Annotated in this window: 18 protein-coding genes; 2 read left to right on the top strand and 16 right to left on the bottom strand. The window is 61.5% G+C overall.

The genetic code is table 11. The annotated features are described in order from the left end of the window. Positions 1 to 145: 145 nt before the first annotated feature. The 16 genes from AC1DPX_RS23385 to AC1DPX_RS23460 form a co-directional block, all read right to left on the bottom strand. Positions 146 to 2,356 (bottom strand): nitric oxide reductase activation protein NorD, encoded by a 2,211-nt coding sequence (locus tag AC1DPX_RS23385; RefSeq protein ID WP_477239790.1) that lies wholly within the window; start codon positions 2,354 to 2,356, stop codon positions 146 to 148. Between the two features lie 28 nt (positions 2,357 to 2,384). Further along, positions 2,385 to 3,212: a CbbQ/NirQ/NorQ/GpvN family protein gene (locus AC1DPX_RS23390; protein ID WP_202355983.1), complete on the bottom strand. Its 828-nt coding sequence runs from the start codon at positions 3,210 to 3,212 to the stop codon at positions 2,385 to 2,387. An 80-nt stretch (positions 3,213 to 3,292) separates the two neighbouring features. Beyond that, positions 3,293 to 4,330, bottom strand: a complete 1,038-nt coding sequence (locus tag AC1DPX_RS23395; protein WP_477239791.1) for an aliphatic amidase — start codon at positions 4,328 to 4,330, stop codon at positions 3,293 to 3,295. A 33-nt stretch (positions 4,331 to 4,363) separates the two neighbouring features. Beyond that, entirely contained in the window at positions 4,364 to 5,056 is a 693-nt protein-coding gene (urtE, locus tag AC1DPX_RS23400; protein WP_477239792.1) for an urea ABC transporter ATP-binding subunit UrtE, read from the bottom strand. Further along, positions 5,049 to 5,804: an urea ABC transporter ATP-binding protein UrtD gene (gene urtD, locus AC1DPX_RS23405; protein ID WP_202355986.1), complete on the bottom strand. Its 756-nt coding sequence runs from the start codon at positions 5,802 to 5,804 to the stop codon at positions 5,049 to 5,051. Before urtD ends, urtE begins: the two co-directional genes overlap by 8 nt. Further along, entirely contained in the window at positions 5,801 to 6,928 is a 1,128-nt protein-coding gene (gene urtC, locus AC1DPX_RS23410; RefSeq protein WP_477239793.1) for an urea ABC transporter permease subunit UrtC, read from the bottom strand. The genes urtD and urtC overlap by 4 nt, the downstream gene beginning before the upstream one ends. A gap of 33 nt (positions 6,929 to 6,961) precedes the next feature. After that, positions 6,962 to 7,831, bottom strand: a complete 870-nt coding sequence (urtB, locus tag AC1DPX_RS23415; protein ID WP_477239794.1) for an urea ABC transporter permease subunit UrtB — start codon at positions 7,829 to 7,831, stop codon at positions 6,962 to 6,964. Between the two features lie 69 nt (positions 7,832 to 7,900). Continuing rightward, on the bottom strand, positions 7,901 to 9,148 hold the full coding sequence (locus AC1DPX_RS23420; protein WP_202355988.1) for a transporter substrate-binding domain-containing protein: 1,248 nt from the start codon (positions 9,146 to 9,148) through the stop codon (positions 7,901 to 7,903). Positions 9,149 to 9,359: 211 nt separating this feature from the next. After that, entirely contained in the window at positions 9,360 to 10,034 is a 675-nt protein-coding gene (locus AC1DPX_RS23425; RefSeq protein ID WP_477239795.1) for an ANTAR domain-containing response regulator, read from the bottom strand. Positions 10,035 to 10,059: 25 nt separating this feature from the next. Continuing rightward, entirely contained in the window at positions 10,060 to 11,217 is a 1,158-nt protein-coding gene (locus AC1DPX_RS23430; protein WP_477239796.1) for a transporter substrate-binding domain-containing protein, read from the bottom strand. 103 nt (positions 11,218 to 11,320) lie between these two features. Next, positions 11,321 to 12,337, bottom strand: coding sequence for an alpha/beta fold hydrolase (locus AC1DPX_RS23435; protein ID WP_202355991.1), 1,017 nt, complete (start codon positions 12,335 to 12,337; stop codon positions 11,321 to 11,323). Positions 12,338 to 12,399: 62 nt separating this feature from the next. After that, entirely contained in the window at positions 12,400 to 13,713 is a 1,314-nt protein-coding gene (locus AC1DPX_RS23440; RefSeq protein WP_202355992.1) for a purine-cytosine permease family protein, read from the bottom strand. A 605-nt stretch (positions 13,714 to 14,318) separates the two neighbouring features. After that, entirely contained in the window at positions 14,319 to 15,584 is a 1,266-nt protein-coding gene (locus AC1DPX_RS23445; protein ID WP_477239797.1) for a cytochrome P450, read from the bottom strand. 1 nt (position 15,585) lies between these two features. Continuing rightward, on the bottom strand, positions 15,586 to 16,800 hold the full coding sequence (locus AC1DPX_RS23450; protein ID WP_477239798.1) for a cystathionine beta-lyase: 1,215 nt from the start codon (positions 16,798 to 16,800) through the stop codon (positions 15,586 to 15,588). 43 nt (positions 16,801 to 16,843) lie between these two features. Continuing rightward, positions 16,844 to 17,875 carry an amino acid ABC transporter substrate-binding protein gene (locus AC1DPX_RS23455; RefSeq protein ID WP_477239799.1) on the bottom strand — a complete coding sequence of 344 codons (1,032 nt, stop codon included), beginning with the start codon at positions 17,873 to 17,875 and terminating at the stop codon, positions 16,844 to 16,846. A 119-nt stretch (positions 17,876 to 17,994) separates the two neighbouring features. After that, complete coding sequence (locus tag AC1DPX_RS23460; protein WP_477239800.1) at positions 17,995 to 18,909, bottom strand: isocitrate lyase/PEP mutase family protein; 915 nt, start codon at positions 18,907 to 18,909, stop codon at positions 17,995 to 17,997. A gap of 52 nt (positions 18,910 to 18,961) precedes the next feature. Here AC1DPX_RS23460 and AC1DPX_RS23465 point away from each other — a divergent pair, with 52 nt between their 5' ends. After that, complete coding sequence (locus AC1DPX_RS23465) at positions 18,962 to 19,882, top strand: LysR family transcriptional regulator (protein ID WP_202355997.1); 921 nt, start codon at positions 18,962 to 18,964, stop codon at positions 19,880 to 19,882. A gap of 554 nt (positions 19,883 to 20,436) precedes the next feature. Further along, on the top strand, positions 20,437 to 21,405 hold the full coding sequence (locus tag AC1DPX_RS23470; RefSeq protein WP_477239801.1) for a helix-turn-helix domain-containing protein: 969 nt from the start codon (positions 20,437 to 20,439) through the stop codon (positions 21,403 to 21,405). Positions 21,406 to 21,432: the final 27 nt, after the last annotated feature.

Genomic DNA, 21,432 nt, shown 5'->3' on the forward strand with positions numbered 1-21,432 from the left:
ACCTGGACCTGTCAGCCGAAGTGCGCGGGAGCGAAGTTCTCGATATCGCCATTCACACGGGAAATGCGCCATGCGGGGGGTCGGAAATCTTGATGATATCGTCGACAGGCAGACCAGTGCGTGCCGCCTGGCGATCAAGCCGCAGTTATTTCCCAAGTGTCAGGTAGAGTTTGGGTAGCATCTCCGTCAATCGCTCGACCGTGGCAATGTTGATGGCATTCCTCTGCCCGAAGATGCGTTCCAAGGAGCCCTCCGCGGTGGAATCCAGGCCGACGCAGAACGTGTTTACACCAAGGCGGCTCAAGCCCTGAACAGCCCTGCGCGCGTCCTCGACGAGGTAGCGGCGGTCCTCGGTATCGATATCTGACGGCTCGCCGTCGCTGACGACGAGCAGCAGCCGTCTGTAGCTGCGCTGTTTGGCGAGGTCGGCGCCGGCGTGCCGGACCGCTGCGCCGAGACGAGTCGAAAAGCCGCTTTGCAACCCCGCCAGCCTTGCTTCCACGAGACCGTCATAAGACTGAGCGAAATCCTTGATCCGGAAATAACGCACATCCTCGCGCCGGTCGGAACAGAATGCGGCAATGGCGAAAGGATCGTCGAGACCGGACATGGCCTGCGACAAGAGAGCCGCGGCCTGTCGCTCGACGTCGAGCACGGTGTGGCGCCGGTTTCCGACGAGATCGCTGGTGGATTGCGAGACGTCGAGCAGCAAAAGCACAGAGAGGTCACGGCTGCGGCGTTCGTAACGGCCATGGATGCGTGGGCTGGGCGGTTCGCCTATGCGCCGCGCGATCGCGGCGTCGATGCATGCGTCAATGTCGAGGAACTCGCCCTCGGACTGCCGGCGCAGGCGCTCGGCGCGACTCACCTTCGCGGAACGGATCAGCGCGGTGACCCTGTTGGCCAGATCTGTTCTATCGTCGCGCAGCCTTGCAACCTGCCCGGCTGAAGCGGCTTGCGCCGGATACTCCTTGACCGAAACCCAGTCCGGCTGTTCGCGACCGGTGACATAATCGAACTCGCCATAGCGCGCCACCGGCACGCCTTCCATGAGCGCCGGCTGGAGCTCGACACGCCCCGCCTCGCCGTCAGGCTTGTTCTCCTGCTCGGTGCGACCGGGATGTTCGTCGTTTTCCTCTCGCCGGATGCGCGCCGATGACAAGACCTGCTCGGCATCCTGCGCCTGGCTGTCGTCGTCGCCGAAATCCCAAAGGGCGAGATTGTCGTCGCGATAGGGCGGCTGCACGACGTAGTTTTTGGGATCGAACTGGACGCGCATCTGGCCGAGGTCATTGCCCAACAGATTTCCGATGCGCCGACTGAGCTGCTGGTCATGAAGCTCTTCCCCGGCAAAGGCTTTGCGCGCTTTGGCGATCCACGGGTTTGGATCTTCATAGGATGGATCGGCCAGTGCTCGCGACAGCCGGGCGAAAAGCGCCGGTGCGGTGACGGCGCTGGACGGTTGCGCGCTGTGGAGGGGCAGGAACAGCCGCGCCAGTCCCGGCAGCTCGAGCATCGCAAGTTGCTCGACGCGAGCATCCTCGATCAGCGACACCAGAGCAACCTGCGCCGGCTTCAATCCACCGACCGGAAAACGGTCACGCGTGAAACGCAAATGCGCCGCTATGTGAGCCGCGGCTGCCCGGTACAGGTGTTCCGCATCGCGGGCTTGGAAGCCTGGGAAAGACGACGGCAGACGCACGATGCCGCCATCAAAGCCTGCCCGCCGACGTGCCTGCTCGGGGGCGTTGGCCGGCGTTTCGCGCAATGGCGGGCTGTCTCCCCACAAGGCAGTGAGGAACGGCCGCAGCCTGGACTCCATATCGGTGAAGCCGGTCTGTCCGCTCGCCCGCTGCAGCCACCGGACGGCGGAGGGGTCCTCCAGCCGAAAGAAGCGAAGGCGCCGCTGCTTATCTCCCTCGGCCATCCTTATGCCGATGCGCGTCCATGTTTCCAGACCTTCCAGGCCTATCTGGGTGAGAAGCTGCGGCGTCTGTTCAAGCAAATGCGCCAGCGACTCGGAGGCTTTTACACCGACGTCCTCGACAAGTCGCAGCCATCGCAGAAACCCGTCTTCTCCGAGCATTTCCGCGACCGAGACCGCTTGCTGCGGGAGCAGCTCAGCCGCGACCCTTCCGGCGCGGATGGCAACTCCCGAAACAGCGCCGGCAAGATCGACAGCCGCCTGCGGCGACACGAGCAGCGCAAGTCGCGGTGACGAGCGGACATAGGCTTTGGCCACCGCCTCGCCATAGCCGGCGCCGGCCAGCCGGCGACAGGCACGAATCCAGGCTGGGTGCAGGTCGCCGGGAAAAGCGTTCCGCGCTTCCTGGCTTAAAGCGTCCTGATGGGCCATGTCGCGTCTGTGCGCATGCTCGACCATCCTAGATGCAGGCCGCGACCGCGGCCTTGAGCGCGTCGCGCATGTCCGGATCGTCGGTTATGGGCAGCACCAAGGCGACTTCGCACGCTTCGGCCAAACCAATGCCGTGTCGGGCGAGCAGTCCGGCATTGATCAGCATGCGCGTCGATGCGCCCTCCTCCAGACCATGCCCTTTGAGATTGCGGGCCCGGTGCGCGATGCGCACAAGCGTCTGCGCGACGGCGCGATCGACGCCGGACTCGGTTGCGACGATCTCAGCCTCGATCGCTTCCTGCGGATAGGAGAAAGCGATGGCGGCGAAACGTTGCTTGGTCGATTCCTTGAGATCCTTCAGCACGCTCTGGTAGCCGGGATTGTAGGAGATCACGAGCTGGAAATCCGGATGCGCCTTCAGCACCTCGTTCCTCTTCTCCAGCGGCAGGATGCGGCGGTCATCGGTCAGCGAATGGATGACGACGGTGGTGTCCTGGCGGGCCTCGACGATCTCGTCGAGATAACAGATGGCGCCGGTGCGCACAGCAAGCGTCAGCGGCCCGTCATGCCACACCGTGCCGTCCGCATCGAGCAGATAGCGGCCGACGAGATCGGAAGCAGTCATATCCTCATGGCAGGACACGGTGATCAGCGGTCGCCCGAGCCGCCAGGCCATGTGCTCGACGAAGCGCGTCTTGCCGCATCCGGTCGGACCTTTCAGCATGACCGGCATGCGCGATGCGAACGCCGCCTCGAACAGCGCCACTTCGTTGCCTACCGGTCGGAAATAAGGCTCGGAAGCGATGCGAAAATCCTTCAGCGCATCGTCCTCGCGCGTTGCCGTCCCCCGATTCATGTCAGTCTCCAGATGCACGTCGCAAAGCCGGGCGCGCCGCGACCCTCGTCAGGCCGCGGCACTTGGGAGGAGCCATCGCCTCAGCGGTGGGCCGCCACTTTGTTGGGGATGCCTTCGATCGGGCTCTCCGGCGTGCCGACGGTCTGGCGGGTCATTGCCTCGACGCGCTCGCGCGTGCCTTCCGGATCCGTGATCCACTGCTTGTAGAAATTGTACGGACATACGGCGTGCCCGCGGGTGTCGTCGCCGGAGTTGATGAGGCCGGTGTAGCCACGATGCAGCAGCTTGAAGAGATGGTTCTGCGACTGCATGTTGCGACGTGCGTCGCGCAGCAGCGAGGTCGAAAGCTGCGCATACTGGATGCCGTTTTCCTCGGTGCCGCATTCGCCCAGCGTGCGTCCGTCGAAGCCGATGATCGCCGAATGGCCGAAATAGGAATAGACGCCGTCGAAGCCGGCCGCGTTGGCGACGGCGACATAGACGTTGTTGGCCCAGGCCATCGACTTCGAAATCAGGATCTGCTGCTCCTTGGCCGGGTACATGTAACCCTGGCAGCGGATGATCAATTCGGCTCCGCGCATGGCGCAGTCGCGCCATATTTCCGGGTAGTTGCCGTCGTCGCAGATGATCAGGCTGATCTTCATGCCTTTCGGGCCTTCCGAGACATAGGTGCAGTCGCCGGGATACCAGCCCTCGATCGGCACCCAGGGCATGATCTTGCGATACCTCTGCACGATCTCGCCCTTATCGTTCATCAAGATCAAAGTATTGTAGGGCGCCTTGTTGGGGTGTTCCTCATGCCGTTCCCCGGTCAGCGAAAAGACGCCCCAGACCCGGGCCTTCTTGCAGGCTTCGGCGAAAATCTGGGTCTCTTCGCCGGGGATGGACGAGGCGGTCTCATACATCTCCTTCTGGTCGTACATGATGCCGTGGGTGGAATATTCGGGGAAGATGACCAGATCCATGCCCGGCAGGCCACGCTTCATCCCTTCCACCATCTCGGCGATGTTGCGGGCGTTGGCGAGCACCTCGTCGCGCGTGTGCAAACGCGGCATCTTGTAGTTGACGACGGCAACACCGACCGTGTCGTTGCTGCTCGAAATATCGCCGTGATACATGTCTTACTCCTCCTTGGGTTTGCCGGTGTCCGTCTAGACAACCAGATGCTGGTGGATCATCTCGTCGCTGAGCTGGCCGATCGGGCCACTGATAGCGACGCTGCCGCGATTGAGAATGGCGAAACGCTGCGACGCGCGGCGGGCAAAGGCGATGTTCTGCTCGACAAGCACGATCGTGAGCCCGCGCGTACGATTGAGGTCGATCAGCACGTTCTCGATCTGCTCGACGATGTTGGGCTGGATGCCTTCCGTCGGCTCGTCGAGCAGCATGATCTTGGGATCTGACAGCAGGGCGCGCGCAATGGCGAGCTGCTGCTGCTGGCCACCGGACAGGTTGCCGCCGCGGCGCCCAAGGAATTCCTTGAGGATCGGGAAAAGCTCGAGCACCCATTCCGCGATCCGCCCGCCGCCTTTGGCGGCGAACGTTCCCACCATGAGGTTTTCCCGCACCGTGAAGCCAGGCAGGATGCCGCGCCCTTGCGGCACGTAGCCGACGCCGGCCAGCGCGCGCTTGTGCGTGGGTTGGTCGACCAGTTCCTCGCCGTCGAGCCGGATCGAACCGGTCGTGCGACTCATCAAGCCGAGGATCGTGCGCAGCAGTGTCGTCTTGCCGACGCCGTTGCGGCCCAGCACGGAAAAGAAATCGCCCGCGCCGACGTTCAGCGACACCGACTGCAGCGCACGGCTGCGACCATAGAAGCCATCGACATTGGCAAGCTCAAGCATGGCCGATTCCTCCCGAGCCGAGATAGGCGTCACGCACGGCCTGGTTGGATTCGACCTCGGCGATCGTTCCTTCGGCGAGCAGCTTGCCCTGATGCATGACTGAGATGGTCTGCGCGATGTCGCGCACGAAGCCCATGTCGTGCTCGACCACGATCAGCGTGTGCTTGCCGCGTAGCCGGCAGAAGAGGTCGGCAGTCTTCTTCGTCTCCTGCTGAGTCATGCCGGCGGTCGGCTCATCCATCAGGATGAGCAAAGGATCCTGCGCCAGGATGAGTGCGATCTCGAGCCACTGGGTCTGTCCGTGCGACAGATGCGCGGCCGGCGTCGCCAGTTCCTCCTCGAGGCCGACAAGCTCGGCCAGCCGTTCGATTTCGGCCTTGTCACCGCCCTGGCCGAAACTGAACAGATTCGCCAGAACGCCCGGCCTGCTCGAGCGACCGATATGCAAATTGTCGCGCACGCTGAGATCGCGAAATACGCTCGGCACCTGGAACTTGCGACCGATGCCGGTGCGGGCGATGGCGTGCTCGCTGAGGCGATGGATGGGCTTGTCGCGGAAGTACACCGCACCCGCCGCCAGCCGGGTCTTGCCGCAGATCAGATCCAGCGCCGTCGTCTTGCCAGCACCGTTCGGCCCTATGAGGCAGCGCAGCTCGCCCTTCGCCACGCGCAGCGTCAAGTCCGACACGGCGACGAAGCCGCTGAAGGTGACACGCGCCTGGTCGATCAGAAGCTGGGCCTCGGTCATGACAGGCTCTCCAGATGGCGGGGATTGCTTTCCACGTCCTTGCGCTCCGGCTGTTCGGTGGTTGCCAAGCGCTTGCGCTCGAAGCGGCCTCCGATTGCCTTCAGAGCGCCGGCGATGCCTTTCGGCAGGAACAGCACGACAAGGACAAAGAGCAGGCCCATGACGAGCGTCCAGCTGTCGAGGAAAGTCTCCGATTCGGACAGCGCGCCTTGCATACCGGCCACGACGAGCGCGCCGACCATGGCACCGACCAGGCTCTGGCGGCCGCCAACGGCAACCCAGATGACGACGGAGAGGGAAAGCGGCACACCCATGAAGGTCGGCGAGGCGAACTCCATAACGATCGTGTAGAGCATGCCGGCGAGGCCGGCGATGGCGCCTGAGACGGCGAAAATGAACATCTTGTAGAACGCGACGTCATAGCCGAAGAAGCGGACGCGATCTTCCTGATCGCGAATTGCTTGCACGATGAGGCCGGCTTTGCTCTTGGTCACCGCCAGGGCGATGAACAGCGAGGCTGTCAGGCAGATCGCAACGAGGTAATAGCTCGCCGAGCCATAGGCATCGAAGGCAAAACCGGCGACATCGAACTGGGCCAGATCGGTGATGCCGTTGAAGCCGCCTGTGTAGGCCTGCTGATCAATGATGACGAGTTGCACCACGACCATGGCGGCCAGCGTGATGATGGCGGCATAGACCCCGGTGACGCGGCCACGGAACATGAACCAGCCGAGAAGTGCCGCGAACAGCACCGGCACGACAATGCCGGCCGCCACGCCAAAGCTCATCGAATAGAAGGGCTTCCAGAACCACGGCAGTTCCGGAACATTATTCCAGACCATGAAATCAGGCAGCCCGTCCGGACCGGTATGGACGGGGATGGTCTTCAGTTTCAGCGCCATTGCCATGCAATAGGAACCGAGGCCGAAGGTGGTGGCCTGGCCGAGGTTAAGGATACCGGCGTAGCCCCAGGAAAGGCTCAGCGCGATGGCTAGCATGCCGAGCACGAGATAGCGCGCGTATTTGTTGAGCAGGAACGCGTCGTCGAGGAAGACGGGCACGATCAGGATCGCCAAGCATACCAGCGCGCAGATCGCGATTTCTGTTTTTGTCTTGCCGGACACTATGCTGTTTCCCTGGTTCTGATCGGTAACGGTTCAGGTCCGCACGCGCGCGGTGAAGAGACCTTGCGGCCGGAAGCGGATGAGGACGACGATGGCGAGCAGGACGAGCGCCTTGGCGATCGTGTCGTTGGAGTAGAAGGCGAGGTAGCCGGAGAGCTCGCCAAGAATGCCGGAGCTTGCCAGCGTTCCCATCAGGCTTTGCGTGCCGCCGAGAACGACGACCATGAAGGCATCGACGACATAGCCGGTGCCCATCTCGGGTGAGACGCTCTTCAGCGGCGAGACCAGCGCGCCGGCCAGACCGGCAATACCCGCCCCGTAAGCGAAGGTCAGCCGATAGATACGGCCGGCGTTGATGCCGCAGCTCGAGGCGACGGAGCGGTTCTGGGTAATGGCCCTGAGCTTCAGACCGAAATTGGTGTAGCGGTAGATCCCCCAGGTCAAGCCGAACAGCGCAAGCGACACAAACAGGATGAAAAGGCGATAGGCCGAGTCCGTCGCGCCGAGGATGGTGACACTTTTCGAAAGAGACTCCGGCATCTGCACGTAGCGGAGCTCGCCGCCCACGGCCAGGCGCACCGCTTGCTGCGCGATCACGCCAATGCCCCATGTCGCCAGGATGGTATCGAGCAGCCGGTCGTAGAGCCGGCTGATGACCAGCACTTCCACCAACCAGCCGACGGCAGCCATGATGATGAAGATCGGCAGCAGGCTGGCGATCAACCCCATGCCGAACTGGGTCTGCAGGGCCCAGGCGGCATAGGCGCCGAGCATCACGAACTCGCCATGCGCGAGATTGATGACGCCCGTGACGCCGTAGATGATGGCGAGGCCGAGCGCCACCAGCATCAGGATCGATGCGATGCTGAGGCCGGTCATGAGCTGCGATACGAGGATGTCCATTTCACGCCTTTGGCCACACCGTTGGAAAGGGCGGCGCCGCGGGTGGCGCCGCCAATGCGAGTTGCGGTCTCAGATCTGCTTGAGGCCTTCGGCCGTGCACTTCTGGTTCGGGTAGGCCTTGTAAGGCACCGGCTCCAGCCAGTCGGCGGACTGCTTCAGGATCTTGAACTGGCCGTCGGCCTGGCATTGGCCGATCTTCGGCCACAGCCAGGTGTGAAGGTTCTCCGGCTCGATGCGGACCTTGCCTTGCGGCGCCACCATTTCCTGGCCCTTCACAGCCTCGCGGATGGTGTTGGGCGTGATATCGCTGCCTGCCAGCTTCTCCACCGCTTGCTTGAACAGGTGAACCTGGAAGTAGGACGGTTCGGAGACGAAGTGCGTGACCTTGTCGGCGCCCCAGCGCTTCTTGTAGGCGTCGACGAATTTGTGGTTCTCGGGCGAGTCCCACACCATGAAATACGGCGCGGAGGTGAAGTGGCCCGCCGCCGCCTCGCCGCCCATCGCCGCCACTTCGTTTTCGGAGGTGGTGAGGCTGGCCATCGGCATGGTTGCGGGATCGAGGCCTGCGGCATGGTACTGGCGGTGCAGGGCAACGACGGAATCGCCGACGACTGTCGAGAAGATGACGTTAGGCTTTTCGGCCTTCAGCTTGTTGATGACGGAAGAGAATTCCGAATGGCCAAGCGGAACATATTCCTCCGCCACGACCTCGGCGCCAAGCTCGGCCAGCAGCTTCTTGCAGTAATTGTTCTCTTCCTTCGGATAGATGTAATTCGACCCGATCAGGTACCAGCGCTTGCCGAACGTCTTGACCAGCCAGGGAACGAAATCATCCTGCTGCTGATTGGGCACCGCACCGGTATAGATGACGTTCTTCGAGCACTCGCGGCCCTCATAAAGCGTCGGGTACCAATAGAGGTTGTTCTGCTTCTCGAACACCGGCAGTACGGCCTTGCGGCTGGCCGACGTATAGGAGCCGAACACCGAAACGCATTTGTCGGACAGCACCAGCTTGCGCGCCTTCTCGGCGAAGGTGGCCGGGTCGGACGCTGGGTCCTCGACCACGGGTACGATCTGCATGCCGTTGATGCCGCCGGCGGCATTGATCTCCTCGATGGCCATGATCGTCGCCTTGTTCAGCGATTCCTCGATGATGGCGGTGGTGCCGGTCAGCGAGAAAAGCACGCCGACCTTGATCTGGCCGTCGGCCGCGCGTGCCAGTGAAGCATTCTTGTTCCAGATATGCGGGAATCCAACGAGAGACACTGTGCCGAGCGCGGCGGTGGCCTTCAGAAAACTGCGACGGTCCTTGTTCATTTTTTCTCCCCTGAAAATGAAAAAAGGCCTCGAAGCGATCCGCCGGAAGCAGATCGTTTCGAGGCCTCATTGCCTTTGATGTGCGCGGCTGGACGCCGCTCGCGAACCCTGTCGTTCGCAACAAAAAACCCCACGTTCCGCTTCCGCGAATGCCGTGAGGTTCCGTTACCTGTATTTCGCCAGCGGCATCGTTGCCGCCAATTCAAAAACGCTAGCTGAGAAGATCGTGCGAGTCAACAATGGCATTGGCAACGGCGCCGATCGTGACCCGTCGCTCCATCGCTTGCCGGCGAAGATAGTTATAGGCCTCTTCCTCGGTGATGTTCTTCACGCGCATCAACACCGACTTTGCCCGCTCCACGCTACGCATCGTACGCAGGCTCTCGTCGAGCTTGTCGATACGGCCGCGCAGGCGGCGCTCGTAGAGGAAATGGCTTCGCGCGAGTGATAGCACGGCCTGGACCGACCGCGCCGTGGTGGGATAGTGCAACACGCCATGCGCTGCGCAATTGTGCAGAAGCTGCAGATCGAGCGGACCGTCGCCGCGGTCCACAACGACAAGCGCGGCCCCCGGCTCACCCGGTATCCAGGGCAGCCTCTGCGGCAGGTCCGCCGACAGAGCGCAGAAGACAACATCGCAGTGCGCCGGTATCTGCGGCGGCATTGGCCATTCGTGGTGAATCTGGCAGCGCAGCCTTTGCAGCTCGCGTATCAGGCGCTCGCCATCATCGTCGCGCTCGACGACGACGGCGACCTTGAGATCCCAAAGCGACTTGGCCGCGGGGGATGCGACTGTCTGGGCGTAGACGCCGCCTTCTTTTCGCTGCGGCCCGCCCTGCCCCGACTTGTCGCGACTAATGTTCCTCATGTCGACGGTTTCTTGCATGATGGTCCTCCCTTGCTGCCGTCGGTCAGGTCAGTTCAAGCGTTCGCTGGCGAAGGCTTCGGCCGTACCCCAGCAAATAAGGGTCGGACAGAACACAGCTCTGCGATTCATAGACGAGGTCGAACTGGCCCTTTCTGTTGGCACGACCGATGCGCGTCCACAGATCCGCGTGGCCCCAGAGCGGGTTGATGACGACATCGCCTTGCGGCGCCTCGAACTCGGAGCCCATCACCGACGCCCGCAGAATCTCGGTATCCATAGAGTCCGTCTGTTCGAGGGTCTTGGCGAAAACATTGACCTGGAAGTACGAGGCCTCCAGGCACATGTTGGTTGGCTCATCATCGCCATAGCGCTTCTGATAATGGCGCACGAAGGTCGAGTTGCGCTCGCTGCCAACGCCCTGGAAGTAGGGAGCGGCGGTGATGTGGCCTTCGCCGACATCATGGCCCATGGCGCGGATCTCGGCCTCTGTCGTGGTCAGGCTGGCGATCGGCATCACCTTCGGATTGAGTCCGAGATCGGCATAGGCCTGGTAGAGATAGACAGTGCCGTCCCCGACCACGGTCGAAAAAATGACGTCAGGCTGAGCGCGTTTGACGTCGCGCATGACCGGCAGGAAATCGGCGCGCTTGGCGCCCATGCCTATATAGGATTCGCCGATGACGCTGCCGCCGCTGTTGCGGATCAACTCACGCATGATGCGATTGGATTCGCGCGGATAGATGTAGTCCGAGCCGATGAAGTAGAAGCGCGTGCCATAGGTCTGCATGAGCACGCGACAGAGCTCCACGCTGTTCTGGTTGGGCGTGGCGCCGGTGTAGATGACATTGGGAGAAAACTCGAAACCCTCATAAAGGGTTGGGTACCAAAGCAGACCATTGAGCCGTTCGACAACAGGCAGCACGGCCTTACGGCTGCTCGACGTGTAGCAGCCGAATATCGTGCTGACGCCGTCCTCCACCATCAGTCGCTTGGCGTAGCGGCCGAAGGCGCTGGCCTGCGAACCCGGATCGTAGCAGATCGGCTCGATCGGTCTGCCGTTCACGCCACCTGCGTCGTTTATTTCCTCGATCGCCGTCAGCGTGCCCCGCAACTGCGTTTCCTCGATGAGGGCCATGAAGCCCGAGCGGGAAAAGAGGACCCCGACGCGCCAAGGTTCGGAGGTATTGCTCGATCTGGTCAATCTACGCTCCCATGGTTCCCCAACATCATCCCGTGTCCCCAACGTCGTTTTTCTGATTGTGCGGACGCGGCCGCCCATATCCTGCGGGCGGCCGCGATCGCGGTCAACCGGCCAGCAATTCCTTCAGTTTCCCGTCGAGGAACTTGACATCCTTGGGGCTGGTGCCTGGGCCGCCGGCGAAATGACCCCAGACGGATTCGATCGGAATGAATTTCGCATTGGGCATGTTGGCGACCTCCATCTCGCTGTCTTCCGGTGGGAAATAAAGATCGGTACGACAGGGCATGACATAGGCTTTCGGCTTGATGGCGCCGAGCGCCTTCTTGAAATCGCCATGATAGACTTCGTTGTCGGAGATATCGCCGTTCTGCCAGGTCCATAGCATGGCAAGCAGATTGTTGGCATCGCGCGCCAGGAAATGTCCCTCCCAGAAGGCAACCAGGAAATCCTCCAGGCTGGAAAAGCCGAGGTCCTTGAGATCGAGCTCCTGACGATAGAACGCTTGCGAGAAACCCCAGCCGGCATAGACGCGGCCGGCGGCGCGCAGACCGCGGGTCGGGCGCGTGTCGTACCAACCTTCAGCCCACGTCCCGTCGGCGGTGAGCGCTGCCTTGACGCCCTCCAGAAAGACGAAGTTGTGACGCGAGCATTTGGCCGAGCCGCAGAACGGCGCGATGAGGTCGATCATATCGGGATAGAGTGCGCCCCACTGGAAGGACTGCAAGCCGCCCATGGACCAGCCGACCACCATCCTGATCTTCTTGATGCCGAACTTCTCGGTGATGAGCCGGTGCTGTGCGCGCACGTTGTCGTAGATAGTGATCTTGGGAAAGCGCGGTCCGTTGTAAGGTTCGGGCGTATTGCTCGGCGAGGATGACAGGCCGTTGCCGAACATGTTCGGGATGATGATGAAGTATTTGGCCGGATCGAGGGCCATGCCCTTGCCTATCAGCCATTCATTGTCCTGTTGCTGACCTGAATACCAGGTCGGATAAACAATGACATTGTCCTTCTTGGCATTGAGCTTCCCGAAGGTTTTGTAGGCGAGCTTGGCGCCGCGCAAGGTGGCTCCACGCTGGAATTTGAAATCGCCAAGGTCGAAGATCTCGTGGTCTGCCATTTTGGTTTCACTCTCTTTGCGTATGGGGCGGGACCGCCGGAACGCTCCCGCCCGGGTTCAATTCAAGCTGCGGCGCGCACGGTCTGCGGCTGCCGACCGATGACTGCATAGGCGATGCCGCCGGCCAGCATGGCGCTGATGGCAGTCGAGAAATGCGGCGCATAGAACTCGACAATCAGTGCGACCGCCGATCCAATTGCCCAGGCGATGAAGGCGTTTGGCCGCCAGTCTTCGCTGATCTCGGCGTTCTTGCGGTAAAGGTACTGGTCGACCAAGACGATGGCGCCGATCGGTGGCACCACGACGCCGAGCAGCGACAGCCACTGGATGAAGAAAGCCCAGACATTGCCGGCGGCAACGATGATGCCGATGACGCCCAGCACCACGGCCATGACGCGCATGCGTGTATGCAGAATGCGCGACCAACCCGTTGCCGAATTGTAGAGGCAATGCGCGCAGACCGAGCCGAGATTGCAGTAGAGGAACAGGAAAGCCAGCGCGCTAAGCCAACCGATCTGCCGCCCGTTCATGTAGCCGAAGATGTTGTCGGCGCCGAACGGATTGGCGTTGGGCACGGCGAGGGCTGCGGTCATCACGCCACCGACCAGCATCGCCAAGACGTTGGCGAACGGAAAGGCTGAAAAGGTCGCGATGATGGAACTGCGGGAGTCCTTCGCCCAACGGTTGAAGTCGGCAGTGACGGTGCCGGCATCGATGAAAAGCGCGATGACGACGGTGAGGCCGATGCCCATCGTCATGCTCGCGGCACCGTTGTTGCCCGGATAGTTCAGGATGGCAGTCCATCCTGACGTTGCCGCGGCATCCAGCGCAACCCAACCGCCGAGGATCACGAACAACGGAACCGACACCAGGCCGATGAGATGCAGGCCGCGCACGCCGATGAAGGTGATGCCGATATAGAGCAGTCCTGCGACGGTGGTCATGGCGACGTAGTTCAGCCCATAGGTCGAACTGATGAGGGCGCCGGTGATGCCGGTTTGAACGGCATACCAGCCGAGCAGCAACGTCGACAGCAGGCCGGAGGCGAAGACATAGCCCTTCTTGCCGAAGACAATGGAGGCAAGAAGCGCAAAGTTCATGCCGCGCCGTGTGCCCAGAACGCCGAGCGCGCCGACATAGGCAAACATGATGAGGTTGCCGATGATCATGGACCAAAGCGCATTTCGGAACCCCATGCCGAGCACGAGGATGGATCCGGTCATGGCGCCGGTGATGATCATCGGGAAGCCGATCCAAACGGTCGTCACAGAAAAAGTGCTTCGCCTGGCCGAAGCGGGAACGGGTTCGTGCTCGTATTCGTCGCCGAGGACGTGGTCGACTTCATCGAGCTTGTCGATGTCCGAGGTTTTCGTCATTGCACCCTCCTGGGTCAATCGCGTTGCGTGGAGGCCCGTCGTCGCGATGAGACGCCCTTGTCCGTGCCCGCGCTTCCTCGGTTAAGTGCCTTTGGCCATGAATTCGGAAACGGATCGCAGCAGGCTTATATGCCTTCCGCGCCTCTCCCCATTGTTCTGGCCAACCGGCGCCTGTTCCCCTCGGCTTCTCGGTCGGTATCGCACAAACGACAAAGGCCTCCCGATGGCTCCTGAAGCGGAGTCAAAGGGAGGCCCTTTTGCCTTGATCTGAAACGGTGGCCTCGTTGCCACCTGCCTGCTCAACAGGCAAAACAAAAGCTACAGGCACTGCGGTTTCAAGTCAAATGCTATGTCCGGCGTGCCCGAGTTGCTGCCGGAGCAGGCACATAGTGTTGGCCCGAAGCATAGTTCGACCTGGGCCATTCAGTGTCGGAGATGCAAGGGAGTTGGAGATGCAGGGGACTGCGCGAGGCGTTGTGCGCGGCAGGCTGCTGCACGAGCAGCGATCCGCAATTCATCAGCCACAGCAACAACCCCTCGCCCTGAGGTTGGGCCGTCAAAACCGCTCGAACGGTCGCCGGCTCCTCTCCTGACTGAGCGGAGACCTAAACACCGAAAACAGGCATCCGGACATGCGCTGAGGGTCGGTAGGAAACCCTTTCCTCAAGGCCTTCGCAAACGATGCCTCGATCAAGCAGATGGCACAGGGCGATCTCGGTGATCGTCGTCGCGAGTACGGCGCTAGGGCAGGCATGCACGCCGGCGCCGAACTCCAGGTATCGTCTGTGGTCGCGAAATATATCAAAGCTATCCGGATCAGGGTTGATTGCCGGATCGCGGCTGGCCGCCGCCAGGGTTACGATGATCATGTCATTGGCCTGCATCTCTTGCCCAGCGACGAAGCCATCGCGGGCCACGAAGCGAAGGGTACTGTGTGTTATCGGATCGAACCGTAGCACCTCCTGAATGGCCAGCCCAAGCACGGCGCGATCGCGGCGGGCAGCCGCCAATACATCGGGATGGCGTGCCAACGCGATAAGGGTCGAGCCGATCAGGGCGGAGGTTCCGGCAAAGCCTTGCGCCATCAGCCCTATGCCGTTGGCGATCACCAAATCCGCATCCAGCCGGTTTGAACAGGCCGCTTGGCGCATGGCAAACAGCGAGCAATCATCAACGCGCAGGGCTTCCACCATGCTGCGAAACAGATCGAGCAGCTTGGCCGAACTGTCAGCGCCGGCTTGTAAAATGGCAGCGGTGAGCGTCGGAACACCCGTAACCGCTGCCGTTGCCGCCGCGCCGTAGTCGCCCATCCAGCGTGAGGCGTCCGAAAAGCTGTCGGCCGGAATTCCTAGCAGACTCATGATGACCTGTGCCGGCAAGGCAGAAACAAACTGGTTCAGCCGCTCGCCGCCGCTCTCCGGCACGATGGTTGCCGCCAGGTCCTTCGCCAGATCAGCCGTGAGATCTGCGATACGCCGTTCGCTCAAGCCTTCGAATGTAGCCGTCACCGTGCTTTTCAACGGACAATGAATTTCTCCATCATTCATCCGCACGAGGCGGCTGAAAATCTCGGCGACAGGCGTACCGATGAGCGGCTCGGGCACCCGGTTGACCGCCGGCCTCGTCAGACAAAGYGGGCTGGTCAGCACGGCGTTCACCGCTGCCGCGCTGACGACGACCCAAGGCTCGCCCGGCCCCTCTCGATAAATCGGCGCGCCAGAAAGCAGACGAGAATAGAAGGGATAGGGGTTGGCGTGTGCCGGCGCCGCCCGCACGTGAAGCGGTTCATCGGCGCCGCTCGGCATGAACTCGCCCAGACCTGCAGCGCTGGGCGCCTTGGATGTATCAGCATCGTCCTGCGGATTCGCCAAGTCAGATCTCCTTCACAAAAACCGATTGATCAATGCCGGGTTGGCCTGCGCGTGTTGCCGCTCTCAATCCACGCACCAAATCCTGCTTGAGGTCCTCGATGTCCTCGAGGCCTATTTGCAAACGGATCAGCGCCCCCTTTAAAGCGCCGGCAGCGACGGTCCGATCCGCGAGATCGACCTGCATGGCGAGGCTGCCATAGCCACCCCAGGAAAAGCCTAGGCCGAATATCGTCAGCGCATCGAGAAATGCGTGCGCCTGCGGATCGCCTTCGAGAACAATCGAGAAGACCCCGCTCGCACCGGAGAAATCGCGCTTCCAGATGGCATGGTCGGGATGGCTCGGAAGGGCGGGATGGCGCACACCCGCAATGCCGGGCTGATGCTCGAGCCACGACGCGATTTCGATCGCGCTCTTCTGGTGGTGGGCGAGCCGCACCCCCATCGTGCGCAGACCACGCAGAACTTGATATGTGTCATTGGGCGCGGCGGGAATTCCGAGCGCCAGGAACATCGCCCAGAGCCTTGGCCAGGTTGCGGCATTCGCTGAGGCCGTGCCAAGCAACAGGTCGGAATGGCCAGCGGGATATTTCGTCGCCGCATGGATCGAGATATCGACGCCATGGTCGAGCGGCCGGAAGAACAGCGGTGTCGCCCAGGTGTTGTCCATCATCACGACAGCGTTGCCCGTGTGAGCGCCTCTGGCGATCGCGGGAATGTCCTGCACTTCAAACGTGTTGGAGGCCGGAGACTCGGTGAAGACGACTTTGCTGTTTGATTTCAAAAGCCGTTTGATGCCGGCACCAATGCGCGGCTCATAATACTCGACCTCTATCCCCATGCGGCTCAACACGGTATCCGCGAGTTGGCGGGTCGGTGCATAGACGGAATCGGTGATCAGCACGTGATCACCGGCCGAAAGAAAAGCCAGCAGCGATAGGGCGACGGCCGCCTGACCCGACGGGACCAGGACCGTGCCGGCCGAACCTTCCAACGCATCGATGGCATGGCAAAGTGCCTCGGTGGTTGGGGTTCCGTGTGTTGCATAGATGTACTTCTGGCCCCGCTCCGCCATCGTTCGAGCATTGGGGAAAAGCACGGTCGATGCATGCACCACGGGCGGATTGACGAACCCGAAATAGTCACTTGGCTCGTAACCGATACGCGCCAGCCGCGTGTTCATGCCCGTCTGTGTCGGACTCTTTCCGTCGGGCATCATGTGGTCTCTCGACAGCGGCGCAGTTTGAATTGGGTGTACGGCATCAGCGCAGGGGCGGCGCATATTGCAGACCGCCATTGGTCCACAAAGCGTTGATGCCGCGGGCGATCTTCAACGGGCTCCCGGCGCCGACATTGCGTTCGAAAACCTCGCCGTAGTTGCCGACGTGCTTGACGATGCGAGCAACCCAGTCGCTATCGAGACCAAGATCCGCGCCCAACTTGCTGTCCGCTTCCTGGCCGAGAACGCGTTTCACTTCAGGATTGCCATTAACTTTCATGTCCTCGACGTTGGCCTGGGTTATGCCCAGTTCCTCCGCAGTCACCATCGCGTAGTGGGTCCAGTTGACGATATCGAACCACCTGTCGTCGCCTTGGCGGACCGCCGATCCAAGCGGCTCCTTTGAAATAACCTCGGGAAGGACAATGTGGTCGGCCGGATTGGCGAGCGTCAGCCGGACGCTGTACAGCGCCGACTGGTCGATGGTGACGACATCACAGCGTCCGGAATCGTACGCGGACTGGATTTCCTCGAGCTTTTCAAAGACGACGGGATTGTACTCGATCTTGTTGGCCTTGAAGTAGTCGGCAACATTCAACTCACTGGTCGTGCCCGTCTGAATACAGACCGAAGCACCGTCCAGCTGCCGGGCAGATTTTACCGCCGGCAACTTCTTGGAATTGATCATGAAGCCTTGGCCGTCATAGTAGTTGACGGCTCTGAAGTTCAGGCCAAGGGCGGTGTCGCGGTTGAGAGACCATGTGGTGTTGTATTGAAGGATGTCGACCTCGCCCGACTGGATGGCCGTAAACCGCTCCTTGGCCGACAAGGGGGAAAATTTGGCCGCATTGGGATCATCGAAAATTGCAGCTGCAACAGCGCGGCAAAGATCGACATCGAGACCGGACCACTCACCCTTGTTGTCGGGTGTTGAAAACCCGGTAACGCCTGTACTCACACCGCATTTGACGAAGCCGGCGGCCTTGACATTCTCAAGCGTGTCCGCCGCCGCCGCCGCCGCGAATACAAGCAGTGGCACGGCGAGCACCAATCTCAGCAACTTGGTCACTTCCATTCCCCCTTTTTTGAACCCATGGATTCGATCGGAGCATCGGGGCCGCCGATCTCCGCATTCGTCTTGGTTTGCCTGCGTGAAATGGCGCCTGCGCACACGGCGACGCGCCGGCGATCCGATCACCTTGAGGCGGTCATCTTTGAGAAGAGAGCGTTCAGTTCCTGCTGGCCGATCTGGTCGGCCGCGAAATTGATGGTGCCCTGGTCACACAATTCGCGGACACTGCGGCGCACAAGGCCAAGCGCGGATCGTGCTATGCTGCCACCGAGACTGACCCGTTTCACACCGATGTCGAGCAACACCGGCACGCTCAGGGGCACGGTGCCCCAACCGATGACAATGTTGAGCGGACCATTGATTTCGCGGACCAAGGTTTGGATCGTGTCCAGATTGTTGGGACCGCAGGGATACACACAGTCGGCACCCGCCTCGAGGAACAGGTTCGCCCGCCTTATCGCTGTCTCCAGCGGATCAGGCACCCCGACAAGGAATGCATCGATCTTGGCGTTCAAGACAAAGGCGCCGCCGCTTGCCTCGATCGCACCTCTGGCCGCCCTTATGCGCTCGACGGCAACCTTCTCCTCGTAGAGGCCTTCGGTACGAGGGTTGTTGTCTTCAATGTTGCCGCCAGCAAGGCCCGCCGCGATGGCAAGGCTTATCGTTTCGGCAACCGATTGTGCATCGCGGCCGTAGCCGTCCTCGAGATCGCCGTTCACCGGCAAGACGACGGCGTCGACGATCTGCCGAAGCCGTTGGAACATCTCTTCGCGTGTCAGCACGCTGCTTGCATCTCGAATGTCAAAGTCGGGCTTGCCTAGCGAGAAAGCGATGCCAGCACTGGTGGTGCCGAGTGCCGGGACGCCGCCTTCGGCCAGGACGACCGCGCTTCCCGCGTCCCATGCATTGGGCATGACGAAACCACGTTCCGTCGAGTGCAGCGCCTTAAATGCTATCGCTTTCTCAACCTGGGTGGCCATGACCGTCTCTCCACTGGAATTTGCAGACGAGGACATTGCTATTTGGCTTGACCCCATTCGTCCAATTTCTAATATTTCTCTACCTCATAAATTCTATTTATAGGCGAAAATGGACGCTGAAGCACTGAACACCTTTCTGACGGTCTATCGGCAACGTGGCTTTTCGACAGCGGCTCGCGTTCTGAACCGGACACAGCCAGCCATTTCGCATCGTATCAGCCTGTTGGAGCAGGAGCTTGGCATGCCGCTCTTCGAGCGGATGTCCAATGGCATCGCGCTGAGCCAGGCGGGGCGCGTCCTGCTGCCCTATGCGGAGCGCGCGCTTGCCGCCCTGCAGGATGCCGAGGCCGCCGTTCGAGCACTCAAGACGGAGAACGCGGGTCCCGTGTCCCTGGCGGTCGTGGGCACTCTGGCCAGCACCCGCCTTACCGCCATACTGAAGCGCTTCGCAGCCGGTCATCCGTCCGTGGACCTGGCGCTGCAGACAGTCCGCAGCACCGAGGTCAGCGATCTGGTGCGGCGTGGCGAAGCCACAATTGGCATCCGCTATGACCGGGATCGCTCAGCTGACCTGCAGTATGATTGCCTCGGCGTGGAAGGATTGCAGGTCGTCTGCTCAACCGATCATGCCTTGGCTGGCGGGTCGATCCCGTCTCTCTCCGGATTGGTCGATGAGCGGTGGATCGCCTTCCCCGAGATCCCGGGGCAGCGCGAAATTTGGGCGTCGCACGTCTTCAGCATTTTCCAGACACTTGGGCTGGGCGACGTCGACTGGACGCCTGTCGACAGCCTGACCGCGCAAAAGCGTCTCGTCGAAGCAGGCTTTGGTCTCGCCTTGATGGCCGAAAGCGGTGTCGCCGAGGAACGCGCCGCCGGAACGCTCACCACGATCGACGTCAGGGATTTGACGCTTACCATTCCAATTTTCATCGTTACGCGTCGAGGTGGATTCCTGAGTGCGGCCGCCAACAGGTTGCACGAACTGCTTAGCACAGACTATCTCGGCCATGACCCGGCCAACCCGTCTTGAAAACCTCGGCGGCGGCTCCCGAGCCCGGGTGGATGCACATGCGCACCCCTTCCCCTTCGGCAGCGGGAATGATCTCGCCCCGCATCGGGCGGAAGATTCCGTCGCTGCGAGCCATTCGGCAGATTTTCCCGAGATGAGTGTTTTCAGTCTTCGATCAGGTTCAGTTTCCTGCGCCGCGGGGCTGTGATGACTGCTGTTTTCAATCTTTCCCAGGTCAAGAACGTGCTCTCCGGCATCGATGTCGTGAGCGAAATGGAGACGGCATTCGATCTCTATTCAAAGGGTTTGGCAGTCGTTCCGCGGACTGCGCAGACCTTGCTCTCGATCAAAGAATGCCCGGTTCGTTCTGCTAGGCTTTTGAACCAATTGAAGGGAGCCCTACGGCAAGGAGTGTTCGCGGCGAGGTCGACTATGGTTCAGCGAGATGCGTAGCTCAGTGCCGCCTCCTCTGAGTCTTCTGTCGAATTGACAGTGCACCGATTGAAGTCAGACCCTGGCACGACACCGGCGATAGTGCAGGAATTAAAGGAAAGAGTCCGGTTTGGGAGGATAGCATGGGCGGAGACCTATCCGGTCATCATGCCGATCGCATTCAGGCCGCCATCGCTTCGGATGCAGCGGCGAAGTCAGCACTGGTCGCATCTTGGCGGCGGTCTTCAAATTTGCATCGGCTCAACCCGGCCGACTGCAGTTCCCCACGCTACCTCACCGAGACCGAACTGGGACAGGCCCAACAGCGCGTCGAGTTACTCGTCCGGGTTGCCCAATCGAGTCTCGACCGTCTCTATCTTGCTGTAGGCGGCGTCGGATGCTGTGTCCTGCTCGCCGATCGTGACGGCGTGCCGGTCGAACGGCGCGGCGCGCCTGTGGATGACGAGACGTTTCGTTCCTGGGGCTTGTGGACGGGCTCCGTCTGGAACGAAGAAAGCCAAGGCACCAACGGGATCGGCACCTGCCTGGTCGAACGGCGCGCGCTGACAATCCACCGCGACCAGCATTTCCATACACGCAACACGGGGCTTAGTTGCACCACCGCTCCAATCTACGATCACCAGGGAGAGCTAGTAGCTGCGCTTGACGTGTCTTCCTGCCGAGCCGACCTGACCGAAGCCTTCGCCAATCTCATTTCGGTTGCCGTGGTCGACGCGGCGCGGCGGATCGAGGCGGAAAACTTCAAGGTGGCATTCCCGAGGGCGCGCATTCTGGTGGCGCCGGTGAGTGACAAAGGTTCCGGCGCGCTGATCGCCGTCGACGCCGATGACCTTGTGGTCGGCGCGACACGTTCGGCCCGGCTGGCGCTTGGCATCACGCAACAGTGTCTCGACAAGCCGATGCCCGCGACCGATCTGCTCGGCTGGGGCGAAACCGGCCCGGAAATCCTCGCCGAGGCAGAGCGCGGGATGCTGCAGCGTGCGCTGGCGCGAGCGGGCGGCAATGTCTCGGCGGCTGCCCAGGCGCTTGGCATCAGCCGCGCGACGCTTCACCGGAAGCTCAACCGCCTGGATGTCCACCGGCCTCACTGACCTTCGACCTCCAGCATGAGTGTCGCA

The sequence above is a fragment of the Mesorhizobium sp. 01N446 genome, from assembly GCF_056399285.1.